Source organism: Algirhabdus cladophorae (assembly GCF_044772865.1).
GTDB classification, from domain to species: domain Bacteria; phylum Pseudomonadota; class Alphaproteobacteria; order Rhodobacterales; family Rhodobacteraceae; genus Algirhabdus; species Algirhabdus cladophorae.
Window position 1 is genome coordinate 82,501 of record NZ_CP173029.1, and the last position, 14,549, is coordinate 97,049.

Annotated in this window: 8 protein-coding genes, 1 tRNA gene and 2 rRNA genes (1 of these 11 running past the window's edge); 6 read left to right on the forward strand and 5 right to left on the reverse strand. The window is 53.1% G+C overall.

The window, feature by feature from the left end:
- The 5 genes from ACIRQ6_RS00425 to ACIRQ6_RS00445 all read left to right on the forward strand — a co-directional run.
- A 23S ribosomal RNA gene (locus ACIRQ6_RS00425) occupies positions 1-2,291 on the forward strand; it begins 541 nt to the left of the window's first position.
- Between the two features lie 134 nt (positions 2,292-2,425).
- A 5S ribosomal RNA gene (rrf, locus tag ACIRQ6_RS00430) occupies positions 2,426-2,540 on the forward strand.
- A 213-nt stretch (positions 2,541-2,753) separates the two neighbouring features.
- Positions 2,754-5,147, forward strand: a complete 2,394-nt coding sequence (locus ACIRQ6_RS00435) for a heavy metal translocating P-type ATPase (protein ID WP_420863827.1) — start codon at positions 2,754-2,756, stop codon at positions 5,145-5,147.
- A gap of 70 nt (positions 5,148-5,217) precedes the next feature.
- Complete coding sequence (locus tag ACIRQ6_RS00440) at positions 5,218-5,859, forward strand: DUF3047 domain-containing protein (protein WP_420862158.1); 642 nt, start codon at positions 5,218-5,220, stop codon at positions 5,857-5,859.
- Positions 5,860-5,964: 105 nt separating this feature from the next.
- A tRNA-Met gene (locus tag ACIRQ6_RS00445) sits at positions 5,965-6,041 on the forward strand.
- 72 nt (positions 6,042-6,113) lie between these two features.
- On the opposite strand, the gene ACIRQ6_RS00450 is transcribed toward ACIRQ6_RS00445, so the two are convergent.
- The 4 genes from ACIRQ6_RS00450 to ACIRQ6_RS00465 form a co-directional block, all read right to left on the reverse strand.
- Positions 6,114-6,497 (reverse strand): diacylglycerol kinase, encoded by a 384-nt coding sequence (locus ACIRQ6_RS00450; protein WP_420862159.1) that lies wholly within the window; start codon positions 6,495-6,497, stop codon positions 6,114-6,116.
- Positions 6,498-6,533: 36 nt separating this feature from the next.
- Positions 6,534-8,213, reverse strand: coding sequence for an LTA synthase family protein (locus ACIRQ6_RS00455; RefSeq protein WP_420862160.1), 1,680 nt, complete (start codon positions 8,211-8,213; stop codon positions 6,534-6,536).
- A 185-nt stretch (positions 8,214-8,398) separates the two neighbouring features.
- Positions 8,399-9,073 (reverse strand): VPLPA-CTERM sorting domain-containing protein, encoded by a 675-nt coding sequence (locus ACIRQ6_RS00460; protein ID WP_420862161.1) that lies wholly within the window; start codon positions 9,071-9,073, stop codon positions 8,399-8,401.
- Positions 9,074-9,351: 278 nt separating this feature from the next.
- The gene (locus tag ACIRQ6_RS00465) at positions 9,352-10,431 is read right to left on the reverse strand and encodes a glycosyltransferase family 4 protein (RefSeq protein WP_420862162.1); all 1,080 of its coding nucleotides are present in this window, start codon (positions 10,429-10,431) and stop codon (positions 9,352-9,354) included.
- Positions 10,432-10,683: 252 nt separating this feature from the next.
- On the opposite strand from ACIRQ6_RS00465, the gene ACIRQ6_RS00470 reads away from it, so the two are divergent.
- Positions 10,684-11,370 (forward strand): rhomboid family intramembrane serine protease, encoded by a 687-nt coding sequence (locus ACIRQ6_RS00470; RefSeq protein WP_420862163.1) that lies wholly within the window; start codon positions 10,684-10,686, stop codon positions 11,368-11,370.
- A 12-nt stretch (positions 11,371-11,382) separates the two neighbouring features.
- Here the strand turns inward: ACIRQ6_RS00470 and ACIRQ6_RS00475 are convergent, their stop codons facing one another.
- Positions 11,383-14,490: a hypothetical protein gene (locus ACIRQ6_RS00475; RefSeq protein WP_420862164.1), complete on the reverse strand. Its 3,108-nt coding sequence runs from the start codon at positions 14,488-14,490 to the stop codon at positions 11,383-11,385.
- Positions 14,491-14,549 lie beyond the last annotated feature (59 nt).

Genomic DNA, 14,549 nt, shown 5'->3' on the forward strand with positions numbered 1-14,549 from the left:
GAACGCCTACAATCAGTCGGAGGCTCCTTGAGAGCTGACGGCGTACCTTTTGTATAATGGGTCATCGACTTAGTGTGTCTAGCAAGCTTAAGCCGTTAGGTGTAGGCGCAGCGAAAGCGAGTCTTAATAGGGCGATTGAGTTAGACGCATTAGACCCGAAACCGAGTGATCTAGGCATGGCCAGGTTGAAGGTAAGGTAACACTTACTGGAGGACCGAACCCACATCTGTTGAAAAAGATCGGGATGAGCTGTGCCTAGGGGTGAAAGGCCAATCAAACTCGGAGATAGCTGGTTCTCTGCGAAATCTATTTAGGTAGAGCGTCGGACGAATACCCTCGGGGGTAGAGCACTGAATGGGTAATGGGGGCCCACAGCCTTACTGATCCTAATCAAACTCCGAATACCGAGGAGTAATATCCGGCAGACACACTGCGGGTGCTAACGCCCGTAGTGGAGAGGGAAACAACCCTGACCTACAGCTAAGGCCCCTAATTCATGGCTAAGTGGGAAAGCAGGTGGGACGACCAAAACAACCAGGAAGTTGGCTTAGAAGCAGCCATCTTTTAAAGATAGCGTAACAGCTCACTGGTCTAATTAAGTTGTCCTGCGGCGAAGATGTAACGGGGCTCAAGCCATGAGCCGAAGCTTAGGATGCATTTATTGCATGGTAGCAGAGCGTAGTGTGACATAGTTCCATTCCTCCTTACTAGGTTCGCCTAGATTGGAGGAGCGGAGCTTTCGATGAAGCCGGGGTGTGAACCATCCGGTGGAGAGATCACTAGTGAGAATGATGACATGAGTAGCGACAAACAGGGTGAGAGACCCTGTCGCCGAAAGTCCAAGGGTTCCTGCTTAAAGTTAATCTGAGCAGGGTAAGCCGACCCCTAAGGCGAGGCCGAAAGGCGTAGTCGATGGGAATCAGGTTAATATTCCTGAGCCAGATGGTAGTGACGGATCTCGAGGGTAGTTCATCCTTATCGGATTGAATGGGCTGCTTAGAGGTTCCTGGAAATAGCTCCATCATGAGATCGTACCCTAAACCAACACAGGTGGACTGGTAGAGAATACCAAGGCGCTTGAGAGAACTATGTTGAAGGAACTCGGCAAAATACCTCCGTAAGTTCGCGAGAAGGAGGCCCGGTTTCTAGGCAACTAGAGGCTGGGGGCACAAACCAGGGGGTGGCGACTGTTTACTAAAAACACAGGGCTCTGCGAAGTCGCAAGACGACGTATAGGGTCTGACGCCTGCCCGGTGCCTGAAGGTTAAAAGGAGAGGTGCAAGCCTTGAATTGAAGCCCAGGTAAACGGCGGCCGTAACTATAACGGTCCTAAGGTAGCGAAATTCCTTGTCGGGTAAGTTCCGACCTGCACGAATGGCGTAACGACTTCCCCGCTGTCTCCAACATAGACTCAGCGAAATTGAATTGCCTGTCAAGATGCAGGCTTCCCGCGGTTAGACGGAAAGACCCCGTGCACCTTTACTACAGCTTCACATTGGCATCAGGCCAAGCATGTGCAGGATAGGTGGTGGGCTTTGAAACTGTGACGCCAGTTGCAGTGGAGCCTCCCTTGAGATACCACCCTTGCTTTGCTTGATGTCTAACCGCGGTCCATTATCTGGATCCGGGACCCTGTGTGGCGGGTAGTTTGACTGGGGCGGTCGCCTCCTAAAGCGTAACGGAGGCGCGCGAAGGTTGGCTCAGAGCGGTCGGAAATCGCTCGTTGAGTGCAATGGCAGAAGCCAGCCTGACTGCGAGACTGACAAGTCGAGCAGAGTCGAAAGACGGCCATAGTGATCCGGTGGTCCCGAGTGGAAGGGCCATCGCTCAACGGATAAAAGGTACGCCGGGGATAACAGGCTGATGGTGCCCAAGAGTCCATATCGACGGCACCGTTTGGCACCTCGATGTCGGCTCATCTCATCCTGGGGCTGGAGCAGGTCCCAAGGGTACGGCTGTTCGCCGTTTAAAGAGGTACGTGAGCTGGGTTTAGAACGTCGTGAGACAGTTCGGTCCCTATCTGCCGTGGGTGTAGGATACTTGAGAGGAGTTGCCCCTAGTACGAGAGGACCGGGGTGAACGATCCACTGGTGGACCAGTTGTCATGCCAATGGCAGTGCTGGGTAGCTATGATCGGAAAGGATAACCGCTGAAGGCATCTAAGCGGGAAGCCCCCCTCAAAACAAGGTATCCCTGAGGGCCGAGGTAGACCACCTCGTCGATAGGCCAGAGATGTAAGTGCAGTAATGCATTCAGTTGACTGGTACTAATTGCCCGATAGGCTTGATTTGATCCAGTAGAAGCTAGGCTTTTGCTGAAATCAAAGCATGCTTTACCCTACAATACACACTATCAGAAATGGATTAGTGGAAGATCACACCTCGTACGGTGGTCTTCACTGATGCTTGTTATGTTTCTTTCTCGGTTTGGTGGTCATAGCGCAAGTGAAACACCCGATCCCATCCCGAACTCGGCAGTTAAGCACTGTAGCGCCGATGGTACTGCGTCTTAAGACGTGGGAGAGTAGGTCACCGCCAAACCTAGTAAGAAACATAGCATCTGTATCTCTCTGCGATTTCACTAAATATCAATTATTTTATCCGCTCACGCTATGCGTTAGCGGTTTTTTTGTGTTCTGACTGCAAAATTCTTATGTTTGACCTTGAGTCTCCAGTAACTGGAAGCCCTATATCAGTGCTAATATGCCGACTGAGGGATTTTTCGTGACCACATACACCGTTTCACCACAAAACATGTCCTGTGGGTCCTGTGCTGCACGCGTTGACAAGGCTCTATCATCAGTCCCGGGACTCCGGAATCTGTCGGTAAATTTAGCGACCAACACAGCGCAATTCGAAACTGATCAGACCACAGCCATAGCGGATGTCCTGAGCGCATTGTCCGAGGCTGGGTATCCCGCGAACACTCATGTCTTTTCAGTCGATATTACAGGAATGCATTGCGGCTCTTGTGTGGCTCGAGCAGAAAAAGCCGTCACTGCTGTGCCAGAGGTGGTCAGCGCGCAGGTAAATTTGGCTGCAAATTCTGCGGTGATCGAAGTGATTTCTGAAGGCCTGCCGCAACAAACCGCAATGACCGCTTTGGCAGATGCTGGCTATCCCGCAACTTTGCAGACGACCAAAGCGCCACGCCAGAATTCTGAACAACACGTTGAGAAACAAAACTCAACAAAGCGAAACTTCCTAATTGCTCTGGCGCTAACCCTACCGGTTTTCATCCTAGAAATGGGCAGTCATCTCTTTCCAGCCTTTCATCATATGATCCACCAAACCATCGGTGTGGCGTCGTCGTGGTGGATCCAGTTTTGTCTGACCACACTTGTATTGGCAGGACCGGGGCGAGATTTCTTTCGCTTGGGTTCGGCCAGTTTGATCAAACGCCAACCGGATATGAACGCTTTGGTGGCTTTAGGTGCAGGCAGTGCGTGGTTGTTTTCTACCTGCGTTTTGATCGCCCCGAATTGGTTTCCTGCCCAATCCCGTGCTGTCTATTTTGAGGCAGCCGCTGTGATTGTTGTCCTGATCCTCCTGGGGCGCTGGCTAGAGGCCCGGGCTAAAGGCCGCACGGGGGCCGCCATTCGCGCGTTGATTGATTTACAGCCACCGACAGCTGAGAAAATAGTGGATAGCCTCCCGAAAACTGTCCCTCTACAGGACTTAGCCCTAGGGGATCATATCCTGATCCGTCCCGGCGCACGTATTCCTGCGGATGCCGTGATCACCAAAGGGGAAAGCTATGTTGATGAAAGCATGATGACTGGCGAACCTATCCCGGTCCGCAAGGATGTGTCTGATAAGATCAGTGCAGGCACGGTCAATGGTGAGGGGTCGCTGATGGCTCAGGTTCTGGCCACTGGCGATGCCACGTCGCTGTCTCAAATCATCCGAATGGTTCAGCACGCCCAAGGGGCGCAATTGCCTGTTCAATCGCTGGTGAACCGCATTACGCTTTGGTTTGTGCCGCTCATTCTGGCAATTGCGATGGCGACGGTCGCGGTATGGCTATGGATCGGCCCTACGCCCTCTGTCGGTTATGCTTTGGTCGCAGGTGTCAGTGTTTTGATCATTGCATGCCCCTGCGCCATGGGGCTGGCCACGCCTACATCTATTATGGTGGGGACAGGCCGCGCCGCCGAGTTAGGCGTTTTGTTTCGAAAAGGTGATGCCCTGCAACGTCTCGAAACCGTGCGCGCCGTTGCCTTTGACAAAACTGGTACACTGACCCAAGGCAAACCAACGGTTACGGATATCCACACTTTTGTGGATTGGGCATCAGATGATGTGTTGCGTATCGCAGCCACAGTTGAGGCCGTGTCGGAACACCCCTTGGCACGGGCGATTGTTGCCTCTGCAGATTTGGCTGATCTCACTGTCCCCGATGCGGAGGCCTTCCAAAGCCATACAGGTGCGGGTGTCTCTGCCATGGTGCAGGAGCACTCTGTGGTATTGGGAACCCAGCAGCTGATGCAAGACCGGGGCATCGGCCTGCCAAAAGTTTTACCGCAGCCTATTTCGGGTGAGACGATGTTCTATGTGGCGGTAGATGGTATTTGCGTAGGCGCGATCTGTCTTTCTGATCCGATAAAGCGTGATGCAGCACAGGCTATCGCGGATCTCAAAATGCGGGGCATAGCGGTTGCGATGATCACCGGTGACCGGGAAGATACCGCTCAGGCAATAGCCGCACAGTTGGGGATAGAGTACGTCACCGCAGCGGTTCTACCAGATGGCAAATTGGCGGCTTTGTCATCGTTGCAAGATCGGTACGGGACCGTGGCCTTTGTCGGTGACGGGATCAACGATGCACCTGCGTTGGCGCAGGCTGACGTGGGCGTTGCAATCGGGTCGGGCACAGATGTAGCGATCGAGAGTGCAGATGTGGTGTTGATCGCGGCGGATGTGCAGGGGGTGGTCGCGGCACAGACCCTGTCGCGGGCTGTGATGCGTAATATTCGACAAAACCTTGCATGGGCCTTTGGCTATAACGTGGCGCTGATCCCTGTCGCCGCTGGCGTGTTTTTCCCGCTGTTTGGTGTCTTATTGTCACCGATGTTTGCAGCAGGTGCTATGGCGCTGTCATCCGTCTGCGTGCTGACAAACGCATTGCGATTGCGCAGTATCACCTGATTGTGTGTCGCATTCTGGCGATGAATTATGGCTTGCTGTCCAGATCGGCTTGGCCACAGGAGTGCTTAGGATGATCAGAGTTTTGGTGCTTGCCCTGGCATGGGCTTTGAGTGGAGTTGCCGGCTCAGCCGAGCAGATCCCCTTTGATGAGACTTGGAAAGAGCAAGGGTTCCTGCGCCTGTTCTCCAATGAATATACGTTGCAAGGCGCGCGCATGGGCGTTGTTTCGGATGGGACGATCTCGGTTATTTGGCGGCCAATCGATGCAAAGCTTGGGCAGGCCCGCACAGCCAGTTGGAATTGGCGCGTGGATCAATCTGTCGTTGCCACTGATCTGACGAAAAAGGGGGGCGATGATCGGAACCTTGCGATCTATTTTGTGTTTGTTGACGCGGAAACAGCGCAGAAATTGACTCGCAAGACTGCACGCAAGCTGTTGCGCAGCCCCAGCACCCGCGGCTTGGTTTACATTTGGGGTGGGGCGCAGACCCGGGGAACCGCTCATCCCAGCCCATATAACGACGCGCTGTCAGTCAAAATTTTACGCGGTGTTGGCACAGGGTCGTTTAGTGAGACGATCGATTTGGCTGCGGATTTCCAACGGGCGTTTGGGCAGGCGCCTGAGGTTCTGGTCGGTGTGGCCATAACAGCAGACAGTGATGACACCGACGGTCGGATCGCGGCAGAAATCAGTAATTTTCAAATAAAATAGCAGATGTCCCTATTGATCTGGGAGCGCCTAAAATGGGCCAATCATTTCTGCGAAAAACGCCTTGCAGTCCCCCGCCAGCTGGCATAAACCCCACAAATACCTTGGCGCGGGATGGAGCAGCCCGGTAGCTCGTCAGGCTCATAACCTGAAGGTCGTAGGTTCAAATCCTACTCCCGCAACCAATATACTGCGAAGCGCCCTTTGGGGCGCTTTTGCGTTTTTGGGTCTGACTTGGGGCAGTCGTTTGGAGCAGTTTACAGGGTTATGACACCCAGTCGCCCAAGGACCACGGCACCCCAAATGCACAGAGGAAACAAAGCTGTCAGCAATACTGCTGCGGATCCCAAATCTTTGGCGATGCGTGATAGTTCGTGAATTTCCGGTCCTATGCGATCGACAATCGCCTCCATCGCCGAGTTCAAGATTTCTACAATGATCATCAGCAAAATGGAGCCCATCAACAGACCAAATTGGGCTACACCCGAACTGAGCCATAGTGCCAATGGGATCGCCACAAAGAACAAGATAACTTCTTGGCGAAAGGCGTCCTCGCGTTGCCAGATATCGCGCAGACCGGCCTTGGAAAATCCAAAGGCTGCGATCAGCCGCTTGAGGCCAGTGACGGGTTGTTCTTTCAAAGCACTCTTCTTTCCCAAGGTTGTGAGTCAGTGGTCTTACTGGCCCAGTTTTATGTGTTGATCCGTGTAATCAAAGAAAGTGCGACAGGACTGATTGCAGCTTCTTTCTTGGACTGTGCCGTCAGGATCTCGAAACAGGATCTTACCAACGGGCAATAGAACTGCATTGTCCGTGTCTGACAACATATTCTGGGCAATCTCTGTCTCACTCGCAGGCAGCCCAAACAAATCCAGAATTGTGGGATGCAGGTCAATTGTTGAGGTCAGCTTGTCCACAGTTTCGCCCGTCAGGCTATTGTGGCACAGCATCATGGGAATGCGCGTCAGACTTTCCAAGGTGGGGACCGTGTGCAGATAGCTGGGGTGATCTGCAGTCACCATAAATACTGTTTCCCCAGCTTCAAAACCATCCAGTTGCTGTTGAAACATTGAGCTGATCAGCTGATCGACTTCGTTCATCGTCACAAGGTAGTTTTGCAAGTTGTCTGTACGCGTGTCCAAGGCAAAGGCCGCGGCGGTTTCTTCAGAATACCCCAGGTACGGCCCGTGGGATTTGAAGTTAAAGAAGTAGTAGAAAAAGCGGTCTGATGTTGCCAGCGCATTGGCCAGTGTTTTGGAGGCAAAGTCGGCTTCACTAATGTTTTCTTTGGGTCCTTGGAAGCGATACGTGATGTTGGGCATTTGCCCATAGGCTGCTTGGCGCCCGTAGAATCCGATGTGGTTGTTATGGGCAAAATAGGAGTCTATCCCTTGCGCCTTCAATCGTTCGTAGAGGGTTGGAACCCTCTCGAAATCAGCATGGCGGATCGACGGCCGTTTCGCCGAGGGGATTAGCCCAGTTGCCAGTGAAAATTCGGCATCAGACGACCCACCGACAGATTTTGTCGTAAAGAAATTATCAAAATTCAGGCATTTGTTTTGCAGATCCGCAACAAACGGCATCGCCGGCACACCGTTCAGCACTGCATCCACAGCCTCGGGATCAAAGGATTCGATCTGGATCAAAATGACCTTTTTGATTGTGTCTGGAAGCGTCGCAAGGGCGGTGGTGCCCGGCTGCGTGTCATGGATCAATTCTGATACTCTGCCTGGATACACAGTGTTGTCCGCCAAATAGCCCGATTGCGAAGTCATCCATTCGTACATGGACAGATAGCTGAACGTTGGAATGCCAAACCGGCGTACCACGGTGACGTTGCCGAAATCCTTGCTGCGGAACGGTTCGCCGTACCTGTAAAAGCTGGCCGACAGCAAAAGCACAGGCAAGGCTACAACCAGCCAAGCCTCACGTCCCAATTTGTACTTTGGAACGCAGATGAAAAAGATGATTGCGAGAACGATGCAGGCAATCTCGTTGATCCCAAAGATTTGGGCAAAGTAATGCGCGGCGACCTCTGTCACATCCGTCGCGTTGGATGTCCCAAAAGCGTAAAGTTCCGGCACCATACCGAAATAGGCGAAATAGCTGGTAAGGAAAAAGACGTAGCCAAAATAGACCAGTAAGATGATCCACCCCAGCAAGCGCACCACGATGTTGCGTGATTGCGCCATCAAGACGGGCAACACAAAAATCAAGCAGTGGACGCTCGCCACAAAGACTTTGGCCATTTGAGACAGAAATGAATGATTGGCCGAAAAGATAAAGAGGTTGGAATAGAGCGCGATCCCAGATCCATAAAGACTTAGGTAAATGAAAAAGCGACCAAACGTTGCCATCAAATGAATCCTAGAGTGTTCCGTCAAAAATGCGTTGACCTTCTATGCCTTTGAAACGCGGTGAAAGCATGGCAAAAACTCTAGCATGTAACAAATTTGTAAATTGAGTGGGGCAAATAGGCACCGCACATAAAAAAACCCCCCGCCGAAGCGAGGGGTTCTTTAAACTGTAGGTATTGGTTAGCTTAGGCAGTCATACGACGGCGCAGGCCAAGTGCACCCAAACCAGTCAAGAGCAACAGAGCGCCCGCTGGAAGTGGTACGGAAGCGATACGAATAACCAAGTCGTCGTGGTTGTCGTCATCACCGCCCAATACGTCGCCGTCATCCAAGAGCAACCAGATGGAACCATCTGCTGCTTGGTGAGCGAAGAAGTTGATCATGTCTGTTGCAACTGTGTTCGCGGAACCGTTTGCAACAGTGTTTGGCGAAGATGGACCAGTTGTCGAGAAGCTGAAGATCAGGTTTCCGTCAACATCTACGTCGATGCCGTCGGTGTACCATGTCAACAGGTTGCCGGTTTGCAGGTTCACACCGTTGCTGCCGGGGATCGTGTTGTACACACCGTCAGAACCGCCAGCGCCCAGCGAGAATGTGTTTTTGTAAAGAGCTTCGTAGCCCCAAACGTCAATACGCAGTTTCTCGTCAGCGCCAATGTTGGATACTTTGATCGAGCTTTCAAAGAAGCCGCTTAGTTCACCAGTGCCCGAAAGTGCAACTGGCAGAGTTGGCAGAATTTCGTTGATGCTTGTGCCTGGGATCGAACCAGGGTTCGTGCTGTCGATGGACAGGGTCGCTGCAGAGGCTGCTACAGTCGTGCCTACCAATGCGGCAGCCGCAATTGATAATAGTTTTTTCATTATACTCACCGTTTCTATACGTCGACCTCACCAGGCCACTAGCGATAGTTAACACAAGTTGAAGGGCGTTGTTAACTGCTTGTTCACAAAATATGGCATTTCTGGGTCATTTAGCGAAAGATTTCCACTTTTGAGGGCTTTATAGCCGCGAAAGCACAACCCTAAAGAGATAAAGAGTTTTCCGCACAGCGAAAAAAATCGGCTTTTCCTAAGATTATTAACCAAACGGAAACAATCAGCGCCCCCCCCGGGTCGAATCGCCACACCGACGCCCTAATTCAGATCCCCGATCGAACCGAGGCCAAAAAGGCATCACACCATGCATCCCAAGTCAGGTTTTTATGACAAAATTCAAAGCTGCTGGCGCTTAGGGCGGCGTAAGTTGTATCGGCGGCAATGACGTTCTGGATTGTCGCCGCGATTTGTGTGGCATCCGACGCTTCGTCCACCATCAGCCCGTTCACTCCGTCCTTTATCAGGGACGGAATGCCACCGGTTCTGGTGATCACAACCGGACAGCCATAGGCGTTTGCCTCGGCCACCACCATTGGTGTGCAATCCGCACGGGTGGGCAAAACAAAGACATGGGCGGCTGCAAGCGCTTTGTTCAAAGTCGCAGCATCCTTAGGATCGTTTTTATTGATGTAGCCTAATACCGTCACGTGTGGATGCGCGTCGGCTTCTGGCGAGGTTGACCCGATCACCGTCAGATGGGCGTTGACCCCCTGTGTTCGCAACACGTCCAAAGCGGCCAATGCTTGATCCCCGCCTTTGCGTTGCCAGTGAACCCCAATGAACAACAGGTTTACTTTATCTAGGCTTGGCTTCTGGGGGGCTTTCGCGGGCAGTTCATCCAAATTGACGCCAAATGGAAATGCCTTGAGCGGCGGCAGATCCAAATGGGCAAATTCCTGCATGGCGCGTTGGCGCATGAAATCTGACGAATAAATCACTTGTGCTGCGGCTTGCAGGGCGGCTTCTTCCTGAACATCTGCTTCCAAGGGCACCGGGTCGCCGTAGAATTCGCGCAGGAATTGGGGCGTGGCATCTGTTACTAACGTCATCGGGGCTTCTACTTTTGGCCCAAGTTCTGCGACCAACCCTGATGAGACGGGTGCCACAATCGCATCCAAGACATGCTCCCGGATATCACTTAGGCGCGGCACAGGTTCCGACCAAAGGCGTCGGGTCACGCGCGTCAGGGCATTGGGCGCTTTGTAGCGGCCCAGAACTGTTACCTCGACATCTGACCGCGCTTGAAGCGCGCGCAGCATGTAAAACGGCGTGCCACTAAAGGCGCCGCGATTAAGCGGATTATGAGCACACAAAAACCCAAGACGGATTTTGTCAGAAGTCATATCGTAGCTTCCCTTTGGTGATTTTGGGCCGACTGGTTCGCTCCGGCGTCTTGCGTCTACTTAGGGGCTTCGCGCAAGCGCTGCAATTCTTCGATGCCAAACGATTGTGGTGTTTGCTGACGAGTTGTTGCCCGATGCTATGAAAGATTTTGAACCAAACGACGCTCGGTGCATTTCAAAGGATGGCATGGGACGCGGTCAGACTGTGGATTGCCTCTTGTCTTGGGGACATGACACGGGCAGGTTTTGTTTATGTTTGGCCGATCCCTTGCCCCTGCTTTGCGTGATCACGCGTCCTTTGCTGTTTGGAGTGTGGTGGCCCTATGCAGTGCTATAGAATTGGCACTGAATCTGTCTGATTGGGGTCTTATCGGTCCCGCGCGTCTGCGCAGTCTGGCTTATGATTACGGCGGCTTCTGGCCTGGATTGTTAAGCGGGTGGCGGCCCAACTACGCAGGCCAACCCTATGCGATGTTTTTCTCGTACAGCTTTTTGCACGGCGGGCTGAGCCATTTGATTGTGAATATGATCACCTTGGTGTCGATCGGCCACTATGTCGAAGCCCGTGTGGGCGCCAAGGGGTTTTTCAGCGTCTATGCTGGTGCGACGTTAGGTGGTGCTGTGGGGTATTGGTTGTTGACCAATGAAGTTCGACCCATGGTCGGGGCGTCGGGTGCGTTATTTGGACTGGTGGGCGCGGTGCTGGCATGGAGCTATGTGGACCGCTTTACACTGCGATTGGGCCTGTGGCCGGTGCTGCGCGGGGTTCTTTTGTTGGTTTTGTTGAACGTGGTCTTGTGGTGGGCCATGGATGGGTTACTGGCCTGGGAAACCCATTTGGGCGGATTTATTACCGGCTGGCTGATGGCGACGTTGGTAGATCCACGGGGCCGACCTGACCTTTACGATCACGACGACCCCGATTTGGATGTGCCATAGCGCCTGCTTGGTTTAGGCCATTAGGAGATCGGGCAGCTCTTCTTCGTCTTCGTCGTGGACCGTTGGATCGTTTTCCTCGAAGGTGCCTTGGCCTTCGGTGAGCAAGGCCCAAAGTTCCATCGCATCATCAATGTCGTCACTTGCCGTGCCAACAGTCGAGTGGGTGACGTTGCCTTCACCTGCAAAGATGTTCAGGCTGACCTTGTCGTCTTCGAAATCTGTGACCACTTCAGCGTCCCATTCGGTCCCCAATCCGTAGACATGAATGTCGTCCAGCATACCGGCCAAAATATCAACATCTACAAGGGTTTGCGTGCCTTCGCCGCCCTCGTATTCGCTAAGGTCGATCTGCAATTTGCCGTCCAGGAAAACCCCTGATTGCACATCGGGATCATCTTGGCCAAAGGCGCCGCTGCGGAATTCTTCGATGCCGGACATGCCGGTTTTATCTGCAACAAAGGTCAGAACGGCGTCTTCGTCCATTTTGAGGGCGGCTGTGCCGTCTTCGGTTCCATCAAAGCCCAGAGTGCCTTCAGACCCTTCGACCCGTAGTTCGGAGCCTGCAGTGAGGGTAAACGAGGCATCGTCTGTTGCCAAAATGAATTGACCATCGGTGAGAGTACTGGTTGTCGGGCCTGTCACGTCGCCAGTGTTCGCAAAACGTCCACCGTCGATGTTTATGGTCAACCCGTCCTCATCTGCAAAGCCGTTGGTCCATAGCTGACCGGCACTGTGGGTGCTGATTGTGCTGTTGTCGCCATCTGTTTCCAAAGTGTCATTCACCGTGAGGCGACCGTAGTTGACGCTCAGCTGGCCGTTGGGGCCGAGATCGAGGTTCTTGAGCGTTGTTGTGCCGCCGTACTGGACCCAGTTGCCGCCCAGATCAACGGAATCGCCGTCATCAGGGGTGTCATTGGAACTCCAGTTGCTGGAGTTGTCCCAACGAATGCCGTCGGCGATGTTGTTGGGGATAAACCGGTGTTCGGTCGCATTATCCGACTGGTCGATGTTAAAGCCGTTCTGGAAGTAGGCCACAATGTCTTCGGCTGTGATGCTGTCGTCGCCAGTGGTTTCGGCAAGAGCGATCAGGTGGTCGACCAATTCGTCGATTGTTGCGTCGTCTTTGCCCAAGATTTCCGAGGCGAGCAGTTGGATTGTGGTTTGATCAGCCACGTCTGTGTCAACGCCGTCGAGGTTTTGATCATCGATACCCGTCATCACACGGCTGGGATCGCCGCCCATCCAATTGTAGATGATTGTGTTGTCAAACGCGGGATCATTGTCCGAAGACAACGCCGTGTGCGTGACCTGCTTGTACTCAAGTTCCTCTGGGTTATTTGGATCGGCCAAATGGGTGATGATGTTGTTCAGCAGCGTTGTGTCATAGCCTTTGTCGATAGCGCCAAAAGTCAGTCCACCGATAAAGCCCTCGATTTCCTTGTGCGCGCCGGATGTGATGACGTTGTTGGCAAAGTAGGTATAGTTGCCGATCGGACCGTCTTCTTTGTAGACACCGCCAAGCACGTCAACGGCGGCATTGTTGTCGACAAATACGTTATCTTCGACCACGCCACCGCCGCGAATGTGCGCCCCGAACGATGACCCTTGAGATACGATATTACCGCGGAACGTCACGTCGGATGTGGTGTTTTGCAGATAAAGGTTATGGCTCCACAAGTTGGGTGGGGCGCCGCCTTCAGTCGAGCCGTTCATCAGGTAGTCGTCTTCCCAACCGTTGTGGTGGAAAATGTTACCTTCCAGCAAAATCCCGTCGATTTCATGGGCGAACAAGCCCGTTTTAGACCCTTCCCAGGTCTCTGTATCGGGTTTGTCGAGATTGACATAGGCCACTTCGGAATCAACCAGCGTAAAGCCATCGACGTTCTGGATATTGATGCCTTCGTCCGTGATCATTGTGTCATGCACGATGATGTTGTCGCCCTTCAGGTTGAACAGGCCGCCTGTCAGATGCAAATCGCTAAATACAATGTTGCTGCTGTCGTAATTGGTGATCTCAATCCGGTCTGTGATGATCGGACGGTCCCCTTCACCCCACGAGGTGACATGCATCGGGTTGAGTTCATCCTCGCCATGGGTGCGGTAGTTGATGATGCGGCCCGTGTCCTCGTAGGTATAGCCTTTCTCGAACATCAGCCAGTTTGACGAAATACTATCCTCATCCGAGATCGACGCATACCACATCGGCATACCCACTTCGGTGGTGACGGCCATATCCTCGGAGGCACCGTATTCGCCATTTGCGATCAACCATTCGGTTGTGACATCAGCCTCGTCCATGCCTTCGAGGGCGGCAATATCCGCGCGGGACAATGCATCTTCGCTTTCGGACAGGTAGAAGGGACGGTGATCGTCACCGGTCTCAACAATCAGATCGCCGTTTTCGTCTTCTTCCAGCATGTAATGCTGGCCCATGCCCCATCCGGCCTCTTGCGTGGGTTCGGAGACATCAAATGACAAGGTGTCGTTCTCGGACGTGCCATCTGCATAGTTGATTTTGTAAGTTACTGATAATTCGCCACTATAATCCGTTCCAGACATAACAACCGCGATGGAGTTATCTGGGTTTATCGTGGCGTTGCCGTGACTTGGGCCACTGATGATTTCAAGGGACGCGATTTCCTGATCGGTATCAACTTCGATGGTTGTAACGCGGCCGCCGTCAATATCGATGGTGGCACCCATGCTAACGACATCGGGTGCGTTTGTGGTTGCGGCCGTCGCGCCCTCGTGCAGGTCGGGGCTTTCGGGTGTGTCAGGGGTTTCTGGTGTCTCGGGGTCTTCGGGAGTTTCAGGATCCTCTGGATTTTCAGGGGTTTCATCTCCACCTGATCCTGTGTCCTCTTCCTCTTCCTCTTCCTCTTCCTCTTCGGCCTCGTCTTCTGCTTCGTCGTCTTCGGGATCAGTTTCGTCATCCGGGGTTGCTGGAGGGTTGCCAGCCGAGCCGCCCGTCGAGCCGCCGCCAGCAGTCGAGACTGGCGCTACATCGCTGCTCTCTTCGGCTGAGTCACTTTCGTTATCGCTGTCACTGCCGCCACCGCCGCCACCCGCAGCGCCAGCAAGACCCAAAAGTGCCAAAAGGCTTAGTAAAGCTGGCATCATCACCCAGTACTCCCAAAATGATAACGTAGCGCTTGGAGCCCCTCCAAACTTGCTTGCGT

Coding starts and splice junctions, on each gene's coding strand:
- ACIRQ6_RS00435 (WP_420863827.1), top strand. CDS start 2,754: ATGTCCTGTGGGTCCTGTGCTGCACGCGTTGACAAGGCTCTATCATCA.
- ACIRQ6_RS00440 (WP_420862158.1), top strand. CDS start 5,218: ATGATCAGAGTTTTGGTGCTTGCCCTGGCATGGGCTTTGAGTGGAGTT.
- ACIRQ6_RS00455 (WP_420862160.1), bottom strand. CDS start 8,213: ATGGCAACGTTTGGTCGCTTTTTCATTTACCTAAGTCTTTATGGATCT.
- ACIRQ6_RS00460 (WP_420862161.1), bottom strand. CDS start 9,073: ATGAAAAAACTATTATCAATTGCGGCTGCCGCATTGGTAGGCACGACT.
- ACIRQ6_RS00465 (WP_420862162.1), bottom strand. CDS start 10,431: ATGACTTCTGACAAAATCCGTCTTGGGTTTTTGTGTGCTCATAATCCG.
- ACIRQ6_RS00470 (WP_420862163.1), top strand. CDS start 10,684: ATGTTTGGCCGATCCCTTGCCCCTGCTTTGCGTGATCACGCGTCCTTT.
- ACIRQ6_RS00475 (WP_420862164.1), bottom strand. CDS start 14,490: ATGATGCCAGCTTTACTAAGCCTTTTGGCACTTTTGGGTCTTGCTGGC.